Consider the following 21,989-nt stretch of genomic DNA (forward strand, 5'->3'; position numbering starts at 1 on the left):
GGGCGCCGTGGATCAGGTCGACCACACGCTGGCAGGCGGTGATGCGGCCATCCACAGCGGCGGGATGGGAGCAGCGGAGCAAGGTGCCCTCCTGCGCATTGACGGTGATCGGGCGCGCAAGGCCGGCATTGGGCAGGACCGTAGGGTCAACCACCGTCTTGACCGCGTAATAGACGGTCGCCAGCAGCGCGGTATAGACGACGTTAAGGCCGGCGCGCACCTGCGGCGGGCTGACGAAATCCAGGATGATCTCGTCGCCCTTCACCTCGATGGTCACCGACAGATCCAGCGGCACGTCGAGCGATTCACTGTCAAACACATCGGCAAAGCGGTAGATGCCATCCGGGATCTGGCTGATACCGGAACGCATCTTGCGTTCGGCATAATCCATCAGTTCCTCACCGGCCTGAAGAACCGTATCAACCCCGTATTTTGCGCAAAGCTCCTGCATCCGCAGCACACCAAGACGGTTGGCCGCGATCTGCGCGCGCAGATCCGAGATGCGTTCATGCGGCACCTGACAGTTCAGCAGGAACAGACGCTGGATGTCTTCCTGCAACTCGCCCCCCCGGTAAAGCCGGACTGGTGGGATGCGCAGACCCTCCTGATAGATGTGTGCATGGCCACGATCGGCAAAGTCCGAATGGTGAGCCGTGTTGATCGCCCATGCCACCAGCTTGCCATCGACAAAAATAGGTTCCGCCAGAACGATGTCAGGCAGGTGAGTCCCGCCGCCTTCATAGGCATCATTGCCCATGAAAATGTCGCCCGGCACCACCGTCGCCATTTCGAAATGCGACAGGATGTAGGGAACGAACCCGATGAAAGAGCCAAGATGCATCGGGATATGCTCTGCCTGGCACAGCATCCGCCCCGAAGCGTCGAAGAGCGCGGTCGAACAGTCGCGGCGTTCCTTGATGTTCGTGGAGTAGGAGGCGCGAACCAGCGCCTCTCCCATTTCCTCGACGGTCGAGGCAAAAGCCGAGCTTATGACCTCGACGGTAATCGGGTTTAGCTTGGGTCGGATCGGGGTGTGGACGGTCATGTTCATTCCTGCGCCTCGAGGATGAGGTTGAGATAGGCGTCGACAGTGGCGGCCATGCCAATCGGAACGACAGTGGTGGTGTCCATCTGGTCGATGATCGCAGGCCCCTTGACCACATTGCCGGGCTTCAGATTCGCCCGATCGTACAGCGTGGTTTCGGTGAAATCGCCCGCTTCGGCCATCCAGACCGGGCGGCTGCCAATCGCGGCATGACTGCTGTCTGCGCCCTCCAGCGGCTGGGGATGGAACTCGGCCTTGTTGACAAGGCCACTGGCAGCCAGACGGAAGGTCACCAGCTGCATAGGCTCGCCCTCGGCAATGAAACCGTAAAGCTGGCGATGCGCGGCGACAAAGCCCTGCTCGATCGCCCGGAAAGTCTCGGCGGTGATCGGACCCTCGGGCAAAGGCACGGAAATTTCGTAGTTCTGGCCCACGTAACGCACATCGACGCTGCGCTCCAACACACGGGCGCCGGCGTTGATCCGCTCCATGTCGAACCATTCCTCTGCCCGCGCGGCCAGATCGTCATAGATCGAGGCGACACCCTCGGTAGTGGCCTCATCGAACCGGGTCAGGCTGGTGGCCGAGAAGTCCGACCGCAGATCGGTCATCAGAAGGCCCATCGCGCACAGGACGCCCGGCGTGCGTGGTATCAACACGCGGCTCATGCCCAGTTCCCTAGCAAGACGCGCGGCCTGCACAGGGCCCGCGCCCCCGAAGGCGACCAGCGTATAGTCGCGCGGATCATAGCCCCGCTGCACCGAGATGACCCGGATCGCCTTCGCCATGTTGGCGATCACGATGTCCAGAATGCCGTTTGCAGTTTCCAGCGTGCCGATGCCCAAACGGTCTGCCAGTTTCTGGATCGCGCGCACCGAAAGGTCGCGGTCGATCTTCATGCGGCCGTTCAGTAGGTATTCCGGATTCTGGGTCTGAAGCACGACGTTGGCATCGGTGACGGTGGGTTCGTCATTGCCCAGCCCATAGCAGGCGGGCCCCGGATTCGCCCCGGCAGACCGCGGCCCGACCTTGAGCAGGCCACCGTTGTCGACATAGGCGATAGATCCGCCCCCTGCCCCCACGGTGTGAATGTCCAGCATCGGCACCTTCAGCGGATAGCCATGCACCACGGATTCATTCACGACGCGACACTTTCCGTCCGTCAGCAAAGCAACGTCGGAAGAGGTCCCCCCCATGTCGAAGGTGATAAGCTTGTTGATGCACGTCATCCGTCCGATTGCCTGCGCCGCAACTACACCCGTCGAAGGGCCAGACAGCACGGTGCGAACCGGATTTTCGGCGGCAGTGTCAAAGGCGATCACCCCGCCGTTCGATTGCGTCAGCTGCGGCGGCACCTCCAGACCGATGTCGCTCAGCTTCTGTTTCAGCGCGCGCACATAGCCCTTCATGACCGGGCCGAGATAGGCGTTGACAACCGTGGTCGACAGCCGCTCGAACTCGCGGAACTCGGGCGCAATGGCAGAGGATATCGCGGTGAAGGCTTCCGGAAATTCCTCTGCGATGATTTCGGCGGCGCGGCGTTCATGGGCGTCATTTAGGAAGCTATAAAGGAAGGAAACAGCAACCGACTTCACGCCCGCAGACTTCAGATCACGCACCGCGGTTCGGAAGGCATCCTCGTCCAGCGCCTGCTCCACGCTGCCATCGGATTTCATCCGCTCGGCAACGCCCAGGCGCAGATCGCGCGTCACAAGGGTTTCGGGCTTGTCGGCCAGAAGGTCATACAGATCGGGACGTTTCTGGCGGCCGATTTCCAGAAGGTCGCGAAAGCCGTCGGTGGTAATCAACCCGGTTTTCACCCCGCGCCCCTGGATCAGGGCATTGGTAGCAACCGTTGTCCCGTGCCCCAGAAAGCTCAGCTCGCTTGCTGTGGCACCGACGTTCGACAACCCCTCGGTCACACCTTGGGTGATGCCGCGCGACGGATCATCAGGGGTCGAGGACACTTTCCAAATCGTCACTTCACCACTGGTATCGTTGAACAGGCAGACGTCGGTGAAGGTGCCGCCAGAATCTACGCCAATGCGCCAAGCCATTATAAACCCCTGTATTTGTGGGCGAAGTTTTCAGAAAAGCAAACAGCCTGGCGGGACAAGTCGCCCGGGCCTCGCTGTTTGCCGATGCCCTCATCAAGCCGGGACGGGACAGAATCGTCAATGTTATTCTCAATAACAGAACTGACATTTTATTTTGATCTATTTATTGGAATTGGTAGCACAAAAATTGTCACCATGATCACCGCCCCGCCTACAGAGTGAACTTTGATTTCCTATATTTGCAAATGGCAAATAAACTACTTCTGTTAATTGGAATTATCTTGACGGATTCGTGACGCGCTTCCTAACGTTAAACCATAGAAACCGACGGGAGAGGCGGGCATCTGTCGTCTTGCCAATCCCCGCAGGTCGTACACAAGGGAGCCAGAACCATGAACTTGACCAGACGTCGCCTTCTCGAGCTGACAACGATCAGCGGTGCCGCAACTTTGCTTGGCGGACGTTTTGCCTTCGCACAGGAATCGCAGGTTCTGCGCATTGGCCTGTCCACCTACCCCCCGCACTTCCGCCCCTGGGTGAACGTTGGCTGGTCCGGCCATATGGTCAGCTCGCTGATCAACCGCAACCTGATTTCCTACAATCCTGAGGGCAAGCTGGTGGGCGAACTGGCCGAGTCCTGGGAAAACACGGCCCCCACGACCTGGCGGATCCGCCTGCGCGACGCGAAATTCCATGATGGCAGCCCGGTGACAGCGGCGGATGTGGAATGGACCATCGCCGCGATCCGCACCGATGGTTCGGGCGCCTACATGTTTGATGCCCTCAAGCCGATCAAGGCAGTGAATGTCATCGACGACCGCACGTTTGAACTGGAAACAGACGGTCCTCTGGCGATTGTCCCGGCATTGCTCGCCTATCCCTTCTTTGCGATCCTCAAGGCGGAGTCGACGTCGGAGGAAGATTACGGTATCGGCGCAGGCCCCTATCGCATCGTTGCGGCCGAAAAGGGCGTTTCGATCGAGCTGGAACCGAATGAGCACTACTTTAAGGAGGGTATCCCACCGCTCAAGGGCGTAGTGGTCACCCCCTATATCGATGAGAACGCCCGCGTCGCCGCTCTTACCGCGGGCGATGTGGACCTGATCGACTATGTTCCGTGGTCGGCGATGGAGGCGATCAGCGCCAACAAGGACCTTGCCTTGCACAAGGTCGACTCGGGTGCCTTCATGTTCCTCACATTCAACGGCAACGGCCCCTTTGCCGATCCGCGCGTGCGTCAAGCGGTGGCCTTCGGGTTGCGCCGCGAGGAATTCGTGAAGTCCATCTTCTTCGGCTTTGGCGCCCCGATGACCGGCCTGCCACGCTCCTCTGCCACGCCCTACTACCGCGAGGAGCAGGCGAAATTCTGGGGCTATGACCCGGAACGTGCCAAGGCGCTGCTGAAGGAAGCCGGCCACGAGAACGGCCTTGAGGTGACGCTGCTGTCGTCTTCGCAATACAGCATGCACCGCGACACCGCCGTTCTGGTGCAGGCCCAGCTGGCCGAAATCGGCATCAAGGTGAACCTGCTGATGCCCGATTGGGCGACCCGGGTGTCGATGGGCAACAACGGCGCGGGCGATTTCCAGGTGCAGGGCAATGCGCTGGACATCATCGACCCCGATGCGACCCACACGCTTGTCGACCCGACGCTATCGCCGACCTACCTGCGCAGCCGCAACTTCGAGATCGAGGGCCTGAGCGCGCTTTACGCCGCCGGCCGGCAGGAACTGGACCCCGCGAAACGGGTCGAGATCTACCAACAGGCTGACCAGAAGGTGCTCGACGGCACCTCGATGTGCGGACTTGCCTATCGCGCGACTGGCTACGCCACCCGAGCTTCGATAAAGGACTTCGGGATGCTGCCCGACCAGCTTTCGGTCTTCTCGGCCACTGGCTTCGACAAGCTGAAATTCGGCTGAACCTGAGACGGCCCGGAGCCATTGGACCCGGGCCGCACTCTCAGATGACGCGATGAAAGGACTTCAGGATGGGTTGGTTTCTTCGGCGCATCGCGCAAAGCATCGTGATGCTTTGGGTGGTGATTTCCCTGGTTTTCTTGTCCATCCACTTCGTTCCCGGCGACCCGGTGGAATTGCTTCTGGCGCAGGATGGCGCGACGCCCGACCCTGCGATGGTCGAGGTCGTCCGTGGCCAGCTGGGGCTGGACAGGCCGCTGCACGAACAATACGTGAAAAAGCTCGGCGACCTGCTGCGCTTTGATCTGGGGAAATCCATCGTCGACGAAAGCTCTGTCGGCAAGGAGGTCGCGCGTCGCCTGCCCCGCACGCTGGAATTGATCGCGGCGGCGGGCCTTCTGAGCCTGCTAATCGGCCTGCCTGCCGGTGTGCTTGCGGCCCTGCGGCCCGCAAGCCTGTTCAGCCGGATGGCCAACCTAGCAAGTGGCACGGCGCAATCGATCCCGGTGTTCGTGATCGGCACCCTGTTCGTGATCACCTTCGCGCAATTGCTGGGCTGGTTGCCGGCCGGAGGCTTCGTTGCCTTCGAACGCGATCCGGCCAAGCATCTGCTGCTTCTGATCATGCCTGCCACGACGATCGCTGTCGGCCTGTCAGCCATCGTCTTCCGCATCACCCGCGCCTCGATGCTGGATGTGTTGCCGCTGGATTTCATCCGTACCGCCCGCGCCAAGGGCGTGCCACGGCGCCGGGTGATCCTGCAACATGCGCTTCGCAATGCGCTGATGCCGGTGATCACCGTTTTCGCCCTGCAGCTGGGCGGGCTTCTGGCCGGCACGGTGCTGGTCGAGACGGTGTTCAACTGGCCCGGCCTGTCGGGGATGCTGGTCAGCGGCGTCAATGCTAGGGATTACCCGGTGGTGACCGGCGTCATCGTGGTCGTGGCCGCCTTTTACATCGGCCTGAACCTTTTGGTCGACATCCTTTATGGCCTGACCGATCCGCGGGTGCGCAAATGAGAAAAATCTTTTCTGCCCCCTCGGGCATCCTTCTCCTGACCATGGTGCTGGGTGCACTGCTAGCGCCGGTTCTGCCGCTGCAAGATCCGCTCGCGATGGATATGAGCGGGCGCTTCGCCGGCCCCTCGGCGAACCACTGGCTTGGGCAGGACGACTATGGCCGCGACCTGCTATCCCGGCTGGTCTACGCGCTGCGCGGGGCGATCCTGATCTCGGGTAGTTCGGCGGTGCTGGCGGCGGTGATCGGCATCAGCATCGGCGTTATCGCCGGTTATGTCCGCGGCTTTTCCGAGATGCTGTCGCTGCGGATCATGGACGTGATCCTGTGCTTTCCCCCGTTGCTTCTGGCGATGTTGGCGGCCACGCTTTACGGCGCAGGCCCACAGACCTTGGTGCCGGTACTGGCGCTGGTTTTCGTGCCCAGCTTCACCCGCGTAGCCCATGCCAGCGTGATGACGGTTCGGGCGATGGACTACGTGGACGCGGTCAAGCTGATGGGGGCGCCGTCCCGGCGGATCATTTTCAGAACCATTCTGCCCAACGTCTCGGGACCGCTTTTCGTGCAGTTCAGTTTTGTCGTGGCGATGTCGGTGGTGCTGGAATCGGGGCTCTCCTATCTTGGCCTGGGCGTACTGCCGCCCGAGCCCTCGCTGGGAATGATGATCGGCGCAGCAAGGGCGACCTTCCTGACCGAACCGTGGCTGCTGCTGGCGCCCTGCATCCTTCTTTCCGTCCTCATCCTGGTCCTGAACGCCTTCTGCGACCACCTGCGCCATTTGCTCGATCCGCGCCGCAGTGCCGGCAGCTGAGCGGGAGACACCAATGACCATGACACAATCTTCCGCCGCGCCCCTGCTGCAAGTCTCGGATCTGGCAGTATCCTTCCGCAAGGATGGCCAATGGCGTAACGTCGTGCGCGACATGAACTTCTCGGTCACGGCGGGCGAAACGTTGGCGATTGTTGGGGAGTCGGGGTCGGGGAAATCGGTCACCTCGATGGCGGTGATGCAGCTTTTGCCGCGGGTTTCGACCCGCATCACCGGCAAGGTGCTGTTTCAGGACCGAGACCTGCTGGCCCTGGGCGAACCCGAGATGGAGGCCGTGCGCGGCAACCGTATCTCGATGATCTTCCAGGAACCGATGACGTCCCTGAACCCGGTGATGACGATTGGCGCCCAGATCGCCGAGGCGATCCGCGTCCACCGCCCGGTCTCGAAGGCCGAAGCCCGCGCGCTCGCGCTCGAGATGATGGATCGGGTTCACATCCCGGCAGCCCGGTCGCGCTATGACGACTTTCCGCACCAGTTTTCAGGCGGGATGCGCCAGCGGGTGATGATCGCGGCGGCGTTGGCCTGCAAGCCCGACCTGTTGATCGCGGATGAACCTACCACCGCCCTCGACGTGACGATCCAGGCACAGGTCCTGGACCTGATCAAGGAGCTTCAGGCCGACACCGGCATGGGCGTGATCTTCATCACCCATGACATGGGCGTTGTCGCCGAGGTCGCAGACCGCACCCTGGTGATGTACAATGGCGATGTGATCGAAAGCGGCACCACCGCGCAGATCTTCGCTACCCCGCAAAAGACCTACACCCGGGCGCTGCTGTCGGCGGTGCCAAAACTTGGTACCATGGGGGGAACGCCCCATCCCCTGCCCTATCCGGTCTTCGACATGCAGACCGGAACCATGACGGAACTGCCCCTGCGCGGCGATACGCTCCAATCGGATGCAAAGCCCCTGCTGGAGGTGACGGGCCTCAGCAAGCGTTTCGAGGTAAAAAGCAAGATCCTCAAGCGGGTGGTGGCGCGGGTCCACGCGGTAGAACAGGTCGGCCTCATGCTGCGCCGCGGAGAGACGCTGTCGATCGTCGGGGAGTCGGGCTGCGGCAAATCCACCACCGGGCGACTGCTCACGGGGCTTTACCCTTCAGACAGCGGCCGCATCCTGCTGGACGGGCGCGAACTTGGCAAAATCCCTGCGAACGAGCGTGCGCGCGACATCCAGATGATCTTTCAGGACCCCTACGCCAGCCTCAACCCGCGGCTTCGGGTCGGCGAAGCGATCACCGAACCGCTGCGCATCCACAAGCTCGTACCTCGCAAGGACGAGGCGGAGATCGCGGAAAGGCTTCTGGAACGGGTAGGCCTGCAGGCGCAGATGGCAGACCGCTACCCGCACGAATTTTCGGGTGGCCAGCGCCAAAGGATCTGCGTTGCCCGCGCGCTGGTGATGAAGCCCAAGGTCATCGTGGCCGACGAGGCGGTCTCGGCGCTGGATGTGACGATGAAGACCCAGGTGATCAACCTGATGATGGACCTGCAACAGGAAATGGGCCTGGGCTTCGTCTTCATCAGCCACGACATGGCCGTGGTGGAACGCATCAGCCACAAGGTCGCGGTGATGTATCTGGGCGAAGTCGTCGAAATGGGGCCGCGGGCGGCGATCTTCTCGAACCCGACCCATCCCTACACCCGCCGGCTTCTTTCGGCGGTGCCGGTACCCGATCCCGCGCGGCGCGGGCAGCGTTCGGCGCCACCGATACTGGAACTGCGCAGCCCCTTGCGCACAAGTGACTATCGCCACCCCGTCCGGCGCTACCTCGAGGTATCGCAGGGCCACTTCGTACAGGAACCCGGCCCCGAATGGACATGATCCGCCTTGCCGCCGAGCGCGGCTAGGCACCCGGCCCCGACAAAGAGAACTCTCATGAACCAGCTGTCTATCCCCGTCGCGCCCTTCATCGGTGATGATACCCTGCCCAAGGCCGTGGATGTGGTCGTCATCGGCGGCGGCATCATCGGCGTGACCACCGCAATGGAACTGGCCGAGCGCGGCATTTCCGTCGCGCTTTGCGAAAAGGGCGTCATTGCCGGGGAACAGTCTGCCCGCAACTGGGGCTGGACACGGCAGATGGGGCGCGACGAACGCGAATTGCCGTTGTGCATCCATTCGGTCGCGCAATGGGCGGGCATGGATGCCCGCATCGGGCGCCCCACTGGCTGGCGTCGGACCGGCATCAGCTATCTGTCCTACACCCGCCGCGACCTGAAGGGCTGGCTGGCCTGGGCCGAGATCGGCAAGCGCCACAACCTCGATGCCCGCATGCTGAGCACCCGCGAGGTCACGGACATGTTGCCGGGCAACAACGGCGGGATCCTGGGTGTCTTGCACACCGGGTCGGACGGCCGGGCAGAACCTTGGGTGGCGGTTCCGGCAATGGCGGAATATGCCCGTGAAAAGGGGGCACGCATCCTGACCCAATGCGCGGTCCGCACGGTGGAAACCGCGGCCGGCAAGGTCAGCGGAGTGATCACCGAACGCGGCGAGATCCGCTGTCAGGCGGTGGTCCTGGCGGGCGGCATCTGGTCGCGCCTGTTCGCCGGCAACATGGGGATCGACTTTCCGCAGCTGAAGGTGATCGGCCCCGTCGCACGGATCGACAACGTCGAAGGGTTGACAGACATGCCGATCGGCGCGGGCGACTTCGCCTATCGCAAACGGCTGGACGGCAGCTTCACCATCGCCGTGCGAAACAAGAACCTGGCACCGATCACGCCGGACCATTTCCGCCTGCTGACCGACTTTTTCCCGACCTTCCTCACCTCATGGCGCGAACTCAGCGTGCAGCTGAATGGCGAATTCTTCCGCGAGGCGATGATCCGCCGCCGTTGGTCCAGTTCCGACACCACCCCGTTCGAGGCCTGCCGCACAATGGACCCCGCGCCCTACCCCGGGTTCACGCGCAAGGCCTTGCGCAACCTGAGCCGGCATTTCCCCGGCTTTGCAAAGGCCAGGGTACTGAACGAATGGGCAGGCGTGATGGATGCGACCCCGGATGCAATTCCGGTGATAAGCCCCATTCATACCGTGCCGGGTTTCTACGTTGCCTCGGGGTTTTCGGGCCACGGTTTCGGCATCGGGCCGGGCGCGGGCCAACTGATGGCCGACCTGATCACCGGCGACCGGCCCACGGTCGACCCAGCAGTATTCGACATCAGCCGACTGCGCAAGCAATACGGGCTAGCAGCGAAATGAACGGGGGCCGGGTCGTTCTGATTTCCGGCGGCCGGCGCGGCATTGGCGCTGCCACGGCACGGGCTCTGTTGGCGCAGGGATGGCAGGTATCGCTGGGGTTGCGCGATGGCGCCCTTCCCGACTGGGCCGAGGGCTTTCCCGCAGACCGTCTGCACGCTGCCGCCTATGACGCGCAGGAGCCCGGGTCCGAAGTGGCCTGGGTGACGGCGGCGCTGGACCGGTTCGGGCGGATCGACGCGCTGGTCGCCTCGGCCGGGATTTCGGCGGGGAAAGGCGTCCTGGCGGCCTCGGACGCGGAAATCCGCGACTTGATGGAAGTCAACGTCCTGGCGCCTCGCCGCCTTGCAAAAGCGGCGTGGGACGCGCTTGGCGATTGTGGGCGCGGGCGGATCGTTCTGCTGGGCTCGCTTTCGGGCAAGCGCGTCAAATCGGCGGCCTCGGGCAGCTATGCACTGTCAAAATTCGCCGTGGTTGCCCTTGGCCATGCGCTTCGCCAGGAGGGCTTTTCCCGGGGCATCCGCGCCACCGTGGTCTGCCCGGGATTCGTCGCCACCGACATGGCCCGCTCCCTTTCGCAAATGGACCCCGAGCAGATGACTCAACCCGCCGACATTGCCCGGATGATCGCGCTGCTGCTGGACCTGCCGAACGAGGCAGTTGTGGCGGAACTCGCCGTCAACTGCACGCTCGAACCCAGTTTCTAGGCGCTAGCAGAACCATCACCCAAAGCCGCCAGGCCGTCACCGGCACTGGCCGATCCTTGCTGCATGGAGGAAAACAGCATGACCACCACACCCACCCGCCCCACATCGAACGCCTTTAGCGCGGAAGCGCAGGCCTGGCAGAACTTCGTCGATGGAGCGTTCGTCCCGGCGCAATCAAACCTGATCGACGTGACGAACCCCGCCAATGGCGTGTTGCTGGGCCGTATCCCGGAAAGCAGCCGGACCGAGGTCGATGCCGCCGTGCAGGCAGCCCGCGCAGCCCAGGCCGACTGGGAAAAACTGCCCGCGATCCGCCGGGCGGATTATCTTCGCCAGATCTCGGCCAAGCTGCGCCAGCACAGGCTGGAGTTGGCCGATGTGATCGTCAAGGAACAGGGCAAGGTGCGCGGTCTGGCCGAGGTGGAAGTCGATTTCACCGCCGATTACATCGACTACATGGCCGAATGGGCACGTCGACTGGAAGGCGAAGTGCTGACGTCGGACCGACCGAACGAAACCATGCTGCTTCTTCGAAAGCCGGTTGGCGTGGTTGCAGGCATCCTGCCGTGGAACTTTCCCTTCTTCCTGATCGCGCGAAAGATGGCCCCCGCGCTGGTGACCGGAAACACGATCGTCATCAAACCCTCTGAAGAAACGCCCTTGAACGCGTATCTGTTTGCACGGCTGGTGGCGGAAACCGATCTGCCGAAGGGCGTGTTCAACCTTGTCGGTGGCCGTGGCCGCACGGTGGGCGAAGCGCTGGCCTCCCATCCGGGCGTAGACCTGATCACCTTCACGGGTTCTGTCGCAACCGGTTCGCACATCATGCAACTGGCGGGCAAGAACCTGACACGGGTGAACCTGGAGCTTGGCGGCAAAGCCCCGGCCATCGTGCTGAAGGATGCCGATCTCGATCTGGCGGCAAAAGCGATCTGGGATTCGCGCGTGATCAACACCGGGCAAGTCTGCAACTGCGCCGAGCGGGTCTATGTCGAACGCGAGGTCCACGACGCGTTGGTCGAAAAGCTGGTCACGCATTTCGAGGCAACCCGCTACGGCGACCCCTCGGTCGAGAGCGACCTGCACATGGGTCCTTTGGTGAATAGGGCCGGGCTCGACAAGGTCGCTGCGGCGGTCGAAACCGCAAAAGCTCAAGGCGCCACTGTTGTCACGGGCGGCGCGATCGCGGACATGGGACAGGGCTTCCACTACAAGCCCACGTTGCTGGTCAACGCCCGCGCCGACATGGACATCATGCGCCGCGAGACGTTTGGCCCCGTTCTGCCCATCCAGGCGGTCGATAGCCTGGATGAGGCCATCGCACTGGCGAACGATTCCGACTACGGGCTGACCTCCTCGATTTACACTCGGGACTTGAACTCGGCGCTGAAGGCCGCGCGCGAACTGAAGTTTGGCGAGACCTACATCAATCGCGAAAATTTCGAGGCGATGCAGGGCTTCCACGCCGGGCGCCGGAAATCTGGCATTGGCGGCGCTGACGGCAAGCACGGCCTCTACGAATTCACCGAGACCCACGTCGTCTACATTCAAGGCTGACATCCCAACGCCCGCCCGCAGGCCTTTGGCCAAACGGGCGGGCCCTTGCGAGCGGATCCCATGATTATCTCTTCTCCCGGTGATTTCCGCGCGGCTGCCGCGCGCAGGTTGCCACGGTTCCTGTTCGATTACATCGACGGCGGCGCCTATGACGAAACCACGTTGGGCCGCAACGTGGCGGACCTGGCGCAGGTTGCGCTTCGGCAGCGTGTCTTGCGAAACGTGGCCGACATTGAGTGCGGCACCACGCTGTGGGGGCAACGGCTGTCAATGCCGCTCGCGCTCGCCCCAGTCGGGTTGACGGGCATGTTTGCCCGCCGCGGCGAGGTTCAGGCGGCGCGGGCCGCAGCGGCGGCCGGGATACCGTTCACGCTGTCCACCGTTTCGGTCTGCCCGATCGAGGAAGTGGCCGCGGCATCGCCCGTGCCGATCTGGTTCCAACTTTACGTGCTGAAAGACCGCGGCTTCATGCGAAATGCGCTGGAGCGCGCCCAAGCTGCGGGCATCAGAACGCTGGTGTTCACCGTCGACATGCCGGTGCCGGGCGCGCGCTACCGCGATCGCCGATCCGGAATGTCGGGGGATTTCGCGTCGATCCGGCGCTATTTTCAGGCGGCGCTGCATCCGTGCTGGGCTTGGGACGTGGGACTGCGTGGGCGTCCGCATGATCTGGGAAATATTTCGCGCTATCGCGGCCAGAAAACGGGTCTCGAGGATTACATCGGATGGCTTGGCGCCAATTTCGACCCCTCCATTTCTTGGTCCGATCTGGAGTGGATTCGCAGCTTCTGGCAGGGGCCGATGATCATCAAGGGCATTCTGGACCCCTCCGACGCCCGCGATGCGGTCAGTTTCGGCGCGGACGGGATCGTGGTGTCAAATCACGGCGGGCGTCAGCTGGACGGGGCGCTCTCCTCGGCGCGGGCGTTGCCCGCGATCCGCGATGCGATCGGCGACGACCTGTCGATCCTTGCAGATTCCGGCGTCCGCTCGGGGCTGGACGTTGCACGGATGCTAGCGCTTGGGGCTGATGCGGTATTGATCGGCCGCGCCTTTGTCTATGCCCTTGCGGCGCGCGGTCAGGCTGGCCTCGCCGACCTGTTGGCGCTGTTCGAAAAAGAACTGCGCGTGGCGATGGCGCTGACCGGCGCCAGAACGGTTCAAGAACTGGACCGCAACGCCCTCGCCGACACCCACTGAAAACTTCAAACCAAGGAGCTGAAATGCTTGCGAAGATCAAATCCTCTTCTGTCTACGAAGAAAAATATTCCTATTCCCGCGCCATCGTGATCGGCGACTGGGTTCTGTTGGCCAACACCGCAGGGCGCAATCACGCCACGAAGGTAATGCCTGCCACCGCGCTTGAGCAGATAAAGCAGACCGTGGAGAACATCGAGAAAGCGCTTCGCGGGGCGGGTGCGGAACTGGATCATATTGTGCGCGCCCGCATCTACATCCCGAACCTGGAACACCATGCCGAGGTCCTCACCTGGTGGGGAGAGCGGTTCCGGGGCATCGACCCGGTGGTCACGATCACCGCCTGTCCTCTGGCTTCCGCTGAATATCTGGTTGAAGTGGAAGTCACCGCTTACAAGGGCGCGACACCGGACGCATGGACGCGTGCCGCTGTCTCTTTGGCATGATTTCGCTACGCCAAATGGCGAGTTAGGAGAAGAAAAGGACTGCCAGAGGGTAACACAAACTCACCTTGACAAATTATCTCAAGCTCCTTCGCCGGTCAGCGATGCGCCGCCCAGATCGCCACGGAGATATCCTGCCAGCGCTAGGCTAGGGCTAATGAGCAGCCAGTGCAGGCTATCGAGGTGGGTACTGGCAACAGCACCGGTTTCGTTGTGCATATGCGAGCACATCTTGGGGAACCTCGATGCTCGCCACCCCGAAGGCGCCGACACTTGCGGCCACTACCCTGCGTAGTGTTCGGCTCTCAGTCGGGACTTCCCGCACCGGCGGTGTTCCCGGCGCAAACAACCCGCGCCGGGAACTTCTCTCCCCAACTCGGGGCAGGCCCCACATCGATGTGTATGAACCCCGAACGCGAGTAATAGCCAACCCGACATCGCGCGCACCTTCATGCCTGTCAGCTACTCGCTCCGCGCACCTGTGCCGGCATCAATTCATTCAATCACCGCACGACCGAGACCGCGGGACCAGATAGCAGGCGGGACCGGCTCTGGTCCCGTCCCACTCGCCATTTCAACACGCCTTAAAGGACTGCACCCTCTCGATGCCCAGCGTATAGCGCCGTGGCCGACCGAGGGATGGCACGCGGGGCCTTGCGAAACATCCGGTTCAACGCCTCACACTCGTCCGCCCAAAGCCCCCTCCCTGACGTGACGAATTTAACGGTCGAATTTTCAACGACTTCTCCAAGGTTCGTCCCGGTGATATCGCTGACAGCCAAATAACCGGGACTGTTTCATGGATATGTCGTCTCCATTAGTGCTGGGATTTCTTGGAAGCCTCGCCGCGGGCGTGATGACCGCCATTGGCGCCATGCCGGTGCTGTTCGGCCGGACTCCGAATCGTGGTTTCAGGGACATGTCTCTCGGCTTTGCCGCGGGCGTCATGCTGTCAGCATCCTTCTTCTCGCTCATAATTCCGGCAATCGAAGCGGCTGAGGCGAGCTACGGCTCGGGTGCCATCCCGGCTGGGATTGCCGTGATCGGAATCCTGGCGGGCATGGCTCTTGTGGCCGGGCTCAACGAAACCCTCCCGCATGAGCATTTCACGATAGGTCGCGAAGGTCCGGACAGCGCCGCCCTGCGCCAGATATGGCTCTTCATCATCGCCATCACGATTCACAACTTTCCCGAAGGCATTGCCGTCGGCGTAGGCTTCGGCGCGCATGGTCTTTCAGGTGGCATGCCGCTCGCAATCGGGATCGGATTGCAGAACCTGCCCGAGGGCCTGGCCGTGGCCGTGGCTCTCATCGGCGAAGGGTATGGCCGTCTGCGCGCGTGGGGCATTGCGGCGCTGACAGGCCTGGTCGAACCGGTCGGCGGGCTACTCGGTGCGGCCATGATCTCGTTCTCCGAGCCGTTTCTGCCCTGGGGGCTGTCATTCGCGGCAGGTGCGATGATTTACGTCATCAGCCATGAGATCATCCCGGAGACCCACCGGAGCGGGCATCAGAACAAGGCGACCTTGGGACTGGCCTTTGGACTGGTCGTCATGCTCTTTCTCGACGTCTGGCTGGGATAGGACAAGGCTGGTGGTGGCCGGCCCCCGAGCGGCAGTGCTGAACGCCAGTCTTCCGGCGTCCACATCGTCCCAATCCAGCCACGCCCATTGTGGTGAGACCGGCGCCCCCCGCTTCGCGCAACCTCCGGCATTCTGCCAGAATCTCCCGCGCGGACGGGGGGCTGGTGCAAACGGCAATCCCATTACTTGTGATACTGTTTGCGCCTCCGCTGACTGGTAGCAGGCCCTTCAGGAGCATGGGCACAAATGTGCCCATTTCCACGCGCGACAACCGGCCGACGCTGATGCCGTAGTGGCGCGGGAGGAATAGACCCGGCAATCCAGCGCCTCGTTGCGCTCGCGCAGCTTTTGCCATTCGAGCTTGGTGAAACCGCGTTTTGTCTTCACCGTGACCAGCTGCTCGGCGGTCAGCTGTTTCAGCCATTCGCTGTCCGTCCAGGTTGGCAGATGCACCGTTCCCGCCAGGAACGATGCACCGGTGGTGATCTCCTCGGGCGTGGGCCGGTCCTGGCGCAGGAAGCGGTAGGTCTCGGCCTTGAAGGTCGAGGTCGCCACCGACCAGAGCCGCGCGCCCCGGCGCAGCCGCTTGCCCCCCACCGTAGCATCGACATAGGTCGGGCCCGTCACCGGGCTCGCCCGGTTGAACCCCTCGAGCCCCTTCACCGGCGCCACCTGCGCAAAACCGGCTTGCCGCGCCCAGGCGTAAACCGCCGCCGTCTCGTAGCCAGTGTCGATCGCGACCCGCGCGATGGTCATCGCGGTGCCGCTGGCATGCAGCCACGTCCGCCCCAGCAGATCCGACAGCTTCAGCCAGCAGGCCGGATCCGCAGGGCCGCCCTCGATCACCACGTGATCGACAAGCCAGCTTTCCAAGCCCCGGCCCCAGGCCCAGACATCGACCTCGATCCGGTCCTTCTGAACATCGGCCCCGGCAGTCAGGAACAACCCGCCCGCAGGGACCGTGCCGAGCGTCCAGTCTTCCTTCCGGCCCTGAAGCCGCTGCCAATCCGGCGCCTCGCCCGTCTCGAACCAGGTCTCGCCGAGGATCGTGTTGCGAAATGCCCGCATCGCCTCGTCATTGCCCTGCGCCGCCTCCCAGGCCCGCGCGATCCGCGCCCAGCTGAGCCAGCCGATCGGCGAATAGAGCGCGGACAGGTGATAGCCCACCGTCAGCGGATCCGACGCCGCCGCCGTCGCCCGCCATGCGCCGCGCTCCAGCATCGTGGTCTTGTGGTGCTCCGGGATGGACGCGTCACAATTCTCACACTGATAGCTTGCCGTCTCCGGCCTGCCCTTGTCCCAGCGAAGCCGCTCGAACTTCAGCCATTGCATCGCCCCGCACTGCGGGCACGGCACGAAGAAGCGCCGCTGGTCGCTGGCCTCGAACTCGCGCTCGATCCGGCTGATCCCCCGGATCGTCGGCGTCGAGACCAGGAACACCTTGCGCCGATGCGCGAACGTCAGCGATCGCGCCTCCGCCAGGCTGACCGGATCGCCCTCCTCGTCGGCCGAGGCCGGATAGGCATCGACCTCATCGAGAAAGATGTAACGCGCCGGCGTCGAGCGCAGCCCCACAGCCGAGTTGGCCCCGGTCAGGATCAGGATGCCGCCCGCGAATTCCTTCGAGAGCATCGTGTTGCCGGCATCGCGCGACCGCGCAGGTTTGACCTTGTCCCGCAGCTCCGGGCTTTCCTCGATCAGCGGATCGATCCGTTGCCGCGAATTGCGCTTGGCTAGCTCCACCGTCGGCTGCACCGCCAGCATCGGCCCCGGCGCATGATGCATCACGAAACCGATGAAGCAGCTGCCCGCTTCCGTCGCGCCCACCTGCGCGGCTTTCATGAAGACCACCCGCTGCACCGGGCTCGCGGGCGAGAGCGCGTCCATGATCTCGCGCATGTAGGGCGTGCGTGCGGTGCGATAGCGCCCCGGTTCGGCCGAGGCGCGGGACGACAGCCAGCGATGCCGATCGGCCCATTGCGAGACCGTCAGATCCGGATCGGGCCGCAGCCCCTCGCCCCAGGCCCGGAGCAACCGTTCGGCGCCCTCGAAGCCCGCGACATCGTCATTCAACGCGGGCCCGGATCTCGGCAAGGCTGTCGAGGTGGGCACGGACATGGGTTTCCAGAACCTTCTGCATCTGCGCCGCGGCGACGGTGCCCCCCTCGCCCGAGCCCGCGGTCAGTTCCGAGGCCATGAGCGCGGCCACCCGTGCGGGCCAGGTCACCCAGGCATCGCGCTCCTCGCGCGCGAGCCGGAACATCAGCGTCTCGGCCCGGGCCCGGTCGACCAGATCCCCCTTCAGCTTTTGCAGCCGGATCCGCCGTTCCTGCGCCTTCAGCACCTCGTTGGCCGTCCGCGCCTGCAGGAAGGTCATCCCGCCTCCTGCCGCCGGAGCCGCCAACCCCTGTTCGCGCAGGGTGTCGCCCACGGCCGCGACCGCAGCCTCCGGCACGGGTTTCAGCTTCGGCGCGGCCGGGGCAGCCGATTTGATCGGAGCCCGGGATTTCGCCGGGTCCGTCATCTCCGCGCGGCGCTGGTCGGAAGCGGCGGCATCGATGCTGCCATCGGGAAACAGCACCAGCCGCCCCGCTTCCTTCGCCTTCTGGATCGCGCCGCGCGACAGACCCACACGGGCCGCATACTGGCGCTCGCTCAGGCCCTGCATGACGCGCTCCGATTATCGTTCTAGATCATGTGCTTATTGCGTTGATAAGTTTCCGCGACGGAGCGAACGTCATCCCAACGAAGCGATGCAACTCAGCCCCGGAGCCCGCCCGATGACCCGCCGTGCCACCCGACCCGCAGAGGCCCTCGACGCCTTCATCGCCGCAAAGCGCGACATCGACACGATGCTGGCACGCCTCACCGCCCTTAGCGCCGAGCATTTCAACGCCCAGCCCGACGAGATCACCTGGGGCCATGTCGGCACGCTGGAGCATTACCGCGCCAGGCTGCGCGAGATCACCGACGCCGCTTTCGGGGAAGGCGAGCACGCCGCGTGATCCCCGGTCCCCACTGGCCGGGCAGCCCGCCGCATGGCGGGCTCAGGGTCGTAGGAGGCTGCGATGGGCGCGGCCCCATCACAGGAGACGATCCGATGAACAAGCGTACCGAACCCCAGGACGCAATCCCGGCCGCAGACGCAGCGAACAACGCCAGCACAGCGCCGAAGGCACGCAAGCCGCGCGAGGGCACCAAGCAAGCCGTCCTGATCGCCATGCTGCGCAGGCCCGAGGGCGCGACCATCGAGGAACTCACCGCGGCGACGGAATGGAACGCGAACACCGTGCGCGGCGCCATGGCCGGCGCCCTGAAGAAGCGCCTCGGGCTCGAGGTAACGTCCGAGAAGGACGAAGCCAGAGGGCGGGTCTACCACATCGCGCGCGACAGCCTTGTTGCGAAATAGCGACAGGACCGACCGGATCCGGTTCGCGGCATTGAAGCCTGTCGCGTAATGGGCACAGTCCTGATGCGTCGCGACACACCCTGACGCGACGTCTGCCGGAGCAGCCCTGTCCGTTCGGCTGTCTCTTCGTCACACTGGGCCAGCCATGTGCTGGCCCTTTTTTCTCACGCCGGATCGCTCTTCAGCACCGCCGTGATCTGCTTGCGGCTGATGCCGAACTGGCGCTGCAAGACCGCCGGAGTCACACCTGCCTTGATCGAAGTCCGGATCAGATTGATCTGGGCCAGTGTCAGTTTCGGCCCCTCCTCCGGGGTCTTGCCAGCGGATCTTGCCTTTTTGTCGTCCGCCGGCTCTGCCACCTTTTCAGGGGCTGCGGTTGGCGCATTCCGCACGTTGGCAAGCTTTCTGCGGCGCATCTCGAAAGCCACCGCCTCCGAAAGGCGCCGCAATTCACCCGCGGTCATATGCGTCAGCGCAAGATCGAGATCATGTGGCAACAGCCGCCGAGTTGGCGATTGCTGCGCATCAGCCGTCCCCCGCGCGGCGGCGGCCCAAAGGTCATCATTATCTGTTGGTCCGGACGTCATGGGCGGCATTATCTGCCGCGCCATGTCGCGCGGCAATCCCCTCGAACAGCCGGCGCAGCAGGTAACTGCGGATCAAGGACACGCCGAGAAAGACGAGCCCGATCGTCATGTGCACTCCGGCACCGACGTCGATCCCGAACCAGGGAAACACGACGATCTGTGTCAGGATCGCCAGAGCATAGCCCACAGTCACATTGGCCGCGGCCTCGACCAGCGACATGATCCGGCTCTGCCGTTCCAGAACGGCTCTTGTGCGCGGGACATCCGAGCCTAGATCCAGGTCTGGCGAAGAAGAGGAAGCGGGCATGACCGATGCAACCGAAATCATTGATGATCTGAGCCGTCCCGCCCCGTTGGCGATCACTGGCAACGGCTGGGTCCTGATCTCGGACCGGGTGATGGGCGGCGTGTCTTCCGGCAGCATGTCGCGCGAAACCGTCGCAGGGCGCCCCGCCATTCGCATGCGCGGCGGTGTCAGTCTCGACAACAATGGTGGCTTTCTGCAACTCGCACTCGATCTTGGCGACGCGGGCGCTCCAGTCGATGCCTCTGCCTGGACCGGCATCCAACTTGACGTTCTGGGCAATGACCAGTCCTACAATTTGCACCTGCGCACGACGGATCTGTCGCGGCCTTGGGAATCCTATCGTCAGAGTTTTCAGGCGCAGCCCTCCTGGCAAACTCTGCGCCTGCCCTTCGACCGCTTCGTTCCGCATCGCACCGAACGGCCGCTGCGGACAAGCCGACTGCGCCGCATCGGCTTGATCGCCATCGGCCGCGAATTCGAGGCCGACCTCGCCATCGCAGATATCCGTTTCTACGCCGAGGCGTCAGCCGACTGAGCCTGCATCGCGACTGATCCGGCCTCCCCAAGCCGCTCGGCCCTCACCGCCGCGAAGGTCCGTCCCTCGCCCTCAAGGATCGCGTCCTTACCGGTCTCGGCCTGCCAGCGTTCGACGGCGACGTCGACATAGGCCGGGCTGATTTCCATTGCGAAGACGCGGCGGCCATTGGCCTCGCCCGCCATGATCTGCGAACCGGAGCCCGAGAACGGCTCGTAGCAGAGCCCGCCCCGGGCCACATGCTGGCGCATCGGGATCCCGAAGGCGTCGAGTGGTTTCGGCGTCGGGTGGTCCGGGCGCTCGTCCTTGGCGAAGGACGGCATTTCCCAGGTCGAGGGCAGCGTCTGCTCGGCCACCTTGGGCGGGCGGTTCGGGCGGCGCCAGCCCATGAAGCAGGGCTCGTGCTTCCAGAGGTAGTGCGACCGGGTCAGGACCCCGCGGTCCTTCACCCAGATGATCTGCTGATGCACGAATGCGCCGGCCTTTTCCCAGCAGGCTTCCAGCATCGCCTGACGGCGCGAGGCGTGCCAGCAGTACCACGCCGCGTCCTCGGTAATCGCCTCGGCGACGGCGGCAGCGATGAAGCCGTCGTAGAGCTCCGCCCCCTGGCTGCTGTCGTCCCAAGTCACGCCGTAGGACTGCGACCAGTCCTTGTTCCGCGTCGGGTGGTTCGAGCCGTCGTAATCCACCAGATACGGCGGGTCGGTCGCGAACAGCACCGCCCGCTCGCCGTTCATCAGGCGGCGCACGTCGTCATGGCTGGTGCTGTCGCCGCAGAGCAGCCGGTGATCGCCGAGGATCCACAGATCGCCTGTGTGCGAGGCCGGGTTGCGCGGCGGTTCGGGGATGGTCACCGGAGGCACGGAGCCCCCGGCGCCACCTTCTTCACCGTCGTCTTCCGCGACGTAGGCCAGCAGCTTGTCCAACTCGCCGTCGGAAAAGCCGACCGGCGACAGGTCGAAATCCTCGGCCAGCAAATCGTTCAGTTCCGCCGACAGCAGCGCCTCGTCCCAGGTGCCGAGTTCGGTCAGCTTGTTGTCCGCGAGACGATAGGCCCGCCGCTGCGCCTCGGTCAGGTGACCCAGCACGATCACCGGCGCCTCGGTCAGCCCCAGCTGCGTGGCGGCCAGCACGCGCCCATGGCCCGCGATCAACTCGCCATCCTCGGCCACGAGGCAGGGCACGGTCCAGCCGAACTCGGCCATGCTGGCGGCGATCCTGGCGACTTGGTCAGGCCCATGCTGCTTCGCGTTCTTCGCATAGGGCTGCAGGCGCGCAAGCGGCCAAGTCTCGATCCGCTCTGGGGCGAAGGCGAGGGTCATGAGGATGATCCTGTTCGATAGGTTTCTGTCGCGCGCGGTGGATCCCAGCGGCACGGGTTCCAGTGGCTTCCGGAGTCCAGCAGGTATCCACCTGTGGAGTCCAGCTAGGCCACTGATTTTATGAAGATTTCAGGCGTTCAGGGGTGGCTTCCGACCGGGGTGGACTCCCAAAAAAACGGGCCTGACGCTAGCGAAGTTGCGCGCTGCGCCCCCCAGCATAGGAAGTGAACAGAAAGGAACCGTAAAATCAATGCCTTAGCTGAAGACG

General features: G+C 63.7%; 20 protein-coding genes. 13 read left to right on the forward strand and 7 right to left on the reverse strand.

Annotated elements, in window-relative coordinates; genetic code table 11:
* Both MXB90_RS13430 and MXB90_RS13435 read right to left on the reverse strand, forming a co-directional pair.
* On the reverse strand, positions 1-1,045 hold a 1,045-nt coding region (locus tag MXB90_RS13430; RefSeq protein WP_250045734.1), incomplete at its 3' end, for a hydantoinase B/oxoprolinase family protein.
* 2 nt (positions 1,046-1,047) lie between these two features.
* Complete coding sequence (locus tag MXB90_RS13435) at positions 1,048-3,102, reverse strand: hydantoinase/oxoprolinase family protein (protein ID WP_250045735.1); 2,055 nt, start codon at positions 3,100-3,102, stop codon at positions 1,048-1,050.
* 392 nt (positions 3,103-3,494) lie between these two features.
* Between MXB90_RS13435 and MXB90_RS13440 the strand changes: the two genes are divergently transcribed.
* The 10 genes from MXB90_RS13440 (at position 3,495) to MXB90_RS13485 (ending at position 15,561) form a co-directional block, all read left to right on the forward strand.
* Positions 3,495-5,024 carry an ABC transporter substrate-binding protein gene (locus tag MXB90_RS13440; protein WP_250045737.1) on the forward strand — a complete coding sequence of 510 codons (1,530 nt, stop codon included), beginning with the start codon at positions 3,495-3,497 and terminating at the stop codon, positions 5,022-5,024.
* Positions 5,025-5,092: 68 nt separating this feature from the next.
* Positions 5,093-6,040 carry an ABC transporter permease gene (locus tag MXB90_RS13445; protein ID WP_250045738.1) on the forward strand — a complete coding sequence of 316 codons (948 nt, stop codon included), beginning with the start codon at positions 5,093-5,095 and terminating at the stop codon, positions 6,038-6,040.
* Positions 6,037-6,849 carry an ABC transporter permease gene (locus MXB90_RS13450; protein ID WP_250045740.1) on the forward strand — a complete coding sequence of 271 codons (813 nt, stop codon included), beginning with the start codon at positions 6,037-6,039 and terminating at the stop codon, positions 6,847-6,849. The genes MXB90_RS13445 and MXB90_RS13450 overlap by 4 nt, the downstream gene beginning before the upstream one ends.
* 19 nt (positions 6,850-6,868) lie before the next feature.
* Complete coding sequence (locus tag MXB90_RS13455) at positions 6,869-8,695, forward strand: ABC transporter ATP-binding protein (RefSeq protein ID WP_250045742.1); 1,827 nt, start codon at positions 6,869-6,871, stop codon at positions 8,693-8,695.
* A 54-nt stretch (positions 8,696-8,749) separates the two neighbouring features.
* Positions 8,750-10,078 (forward strand): NAD(P)/FAD-dependent oxidoreductase, encoded by a 1,329-nt coding sequence (locus MXB90_RS13460; RefSeq protein ID WP_250045743.1) that lies wholly within the window; start codon positions 8,750-8,752, stop codon positions 10,076-10,078.
* Positions 10,075-10,782: an SDR family NAD(P)-dependent oxidoreductase gene (locus MXB90_RS13465; protein ID WP_250045744.1), complete on the forward strand. Its 708-nt coding sequence runs from the start codon at positions 10,075-10,077 to the stop codon at positions 10,780-10,782. Before MXB90_RS13460 ends, MXB90_RS13465 begins: the two co-directional genes overlap by 4 nt.
* A 78-nt stretch (positions 10,783-10,860) precedes the next feature.
* Positions 10,861-12,339, forward strand: coding sequence for an aldehyde dehydrogenase (gene aldA / locus MXB90_RS13470; protein WP_250045746.1), 1,479 nt, complete (start codon positions 10,861-10,863; stop codon positions 12,337-12,339).
* A 60-nt stretch (positions 12,340-12,399) separates the two neighbouring features.
* Positions 12,400-13,539: an FMN-dependent L-lactate dehydrogenase LldD gene (gene lldD / locus MXB90_RS13475; RefSeq protein ID WP_284040841.1), complete on the forward strand. Its 1,140-nt coding sequence runs from the start codon at positions 12,400-12,402 to the stop codon at positions 13,537-13,539.
* A gap of 23 nt (positions 13,540-13,562) precedes the next feature.
* Positions 13,563-13,982: a Rid family hydrolase gene (locus tag MXB90_RS13480; RefSeq protein WP_250045750.1), complete on the forward strand. Its 420-nt coding sequence runs from the start codon at positions 13,563-13,565 to the stop codon at positions 13,980-13,982.
* Positions 13,983-14,778: 796 nt separating this feature from the next.
* Positions 14,779-15,561, forward strand: coding sequence for a ZIP family metal transporter (locus MXB90_RS13485; RefSeq protein WP_250045752.1), 783 nt, complete (start codon positions 14,779-14,781; stop codon positions 15,559-15,561).
* Between the two features lie 228 nt (positions 15,562-15,789).
* On the opposite strand, the gene MXB90_RS13490 is transcribed toward MXB90_RS13485, so the two are convergent.
* Together MXB90_RS13490 and MXB90_RS13495 are read right to left on the reverse strand one after the other, a co-directional pair.
* Positions 15,790-17,679, reverse strand: coding sequence for a phage terminase large subunit family protein (locus MXB90_RS13490; RefSeq protein ID WP_250045754.1), 1,890 nt, complete (start codon positions 17,677-17,679; stop codon positions 15,790-15,792).
* Positions 17,627-18,229, reverse strand: a complete 603-nt coding sequence (locus MXB90_RS13495) for a hypothetical protein (protein ID WP_250045756.1) — start codon at positions 18,227-18,229, stop codon at positions 17,627-17,629. Before MXB90_RS13495 ends, MXB90_RS13490 begins: the two co-directional genes overlap by 53 nt.
* 112 nt (positions 18,230-18,341) lie before the next feature.
* On the opposite strand from MXB90_RS13495, the gene MXB90_RS13500 reads away from it, so the two are divergent.
* Together MXB90_RS13500 and MXB90_RS13505 are read left to right on the forward strand one after the other, a co-directional pair.
* Positions 18,342-18,566 (forward strand): hypothetical protein, encoded by a 225-nt coding sequence (locus MXB90_RS13500; protein ID WP_250045757.1) that lies wholly within the window; start codon positions 18,342-18,344, stop codon positions 18,564-18,566.
* Positions 18,567-18,661: 95 nt separating this feature from the next.
* On the forward strand, positions 18,662-18,970 hold the full coding sequence (locus MXB90_RS13505; RefSeq protein WP_462982307.1) for a DUF3489 domain-containing protein: 309 nt from the start codon (positions 18,662-18,664) through the stop codon (positions 18,968-18,970).
* A 164-nt stretch (positions 18,971-19,134) separates the two neighbouring features.
* On the opposite strand, the gene MXB90_RS13510 is transcribed toward MXB90_RS13505, so the two are convergent.
* On the reverse strand, positions 19,135-19,557 hold the full coding sequence (locus MXB90_RS13510; protein WP_250045758.1) for a helix-turn-helix domain-containing protein: 423 nt from the start codon (positions 19,555-19,557) through the stop codon (positions 19,135-19,137).
* Complete coding sequence (locus MXB90_RS13515; protein ID WP_349665913.1) at positions 19,535-19,864, reverse strand: DUF7220 family protein; 330 nt, start codon at positions 19,862-19,864, stop codon at positions 19,535-19,537. The genes MXB90_RS13510 and MXB90_RS13515 overlap by 23 nt, the downstream gene beginning before the upstream one ends.
* Between MXB90_RS13515 and MXB90_RS13520 the strand changes: the two genes are divergently transcribed.
* Positions 19,863-20,399: a CIA30 family protein gene (locus MXB90_RS13520; RefSeq protein ID WP_250045760.1), complete on the forward strand. Its 537-nt coding sequence runs from the start codon at positions 19,863-19,865 to the stop codon at positions 20,397-20,399. The genes MXB90_RS13515 and MXB90_RS13520 overlap by 2 nt on opposite strands.
* Here the strand turns inward: MXB90_RS13520 and MXB90_RS13525 are convergent.
* Positions 20,375-21,721, reverse strand: a complete 1,347-nt coding sequence (locus MXB90_RS13525; RefSeq protein WP_250045762.1) for a site-specific DNA-methyltransferase — start codon at positions 21,719-21,721, stop codon at positions 20,375-20,377. The genes MXB90_RS13520 and MXB90_RS13525 overlap by 25 nt on opposite strands.
* Between the last annotated feature and the right edge of the window lie 268 nt (positions 21,722-21,989).

Source organism: Phaeovulum molybdatiresistens (assembly GCF_023544865.1).
In the GTDB taxonomy this organism is placed as follows: domain Bacteria; phylum Pseudomonadota; class Alphaproteobacteria; order Rhodobacterales; family Rhodobacteraceae; genus Pontitalea.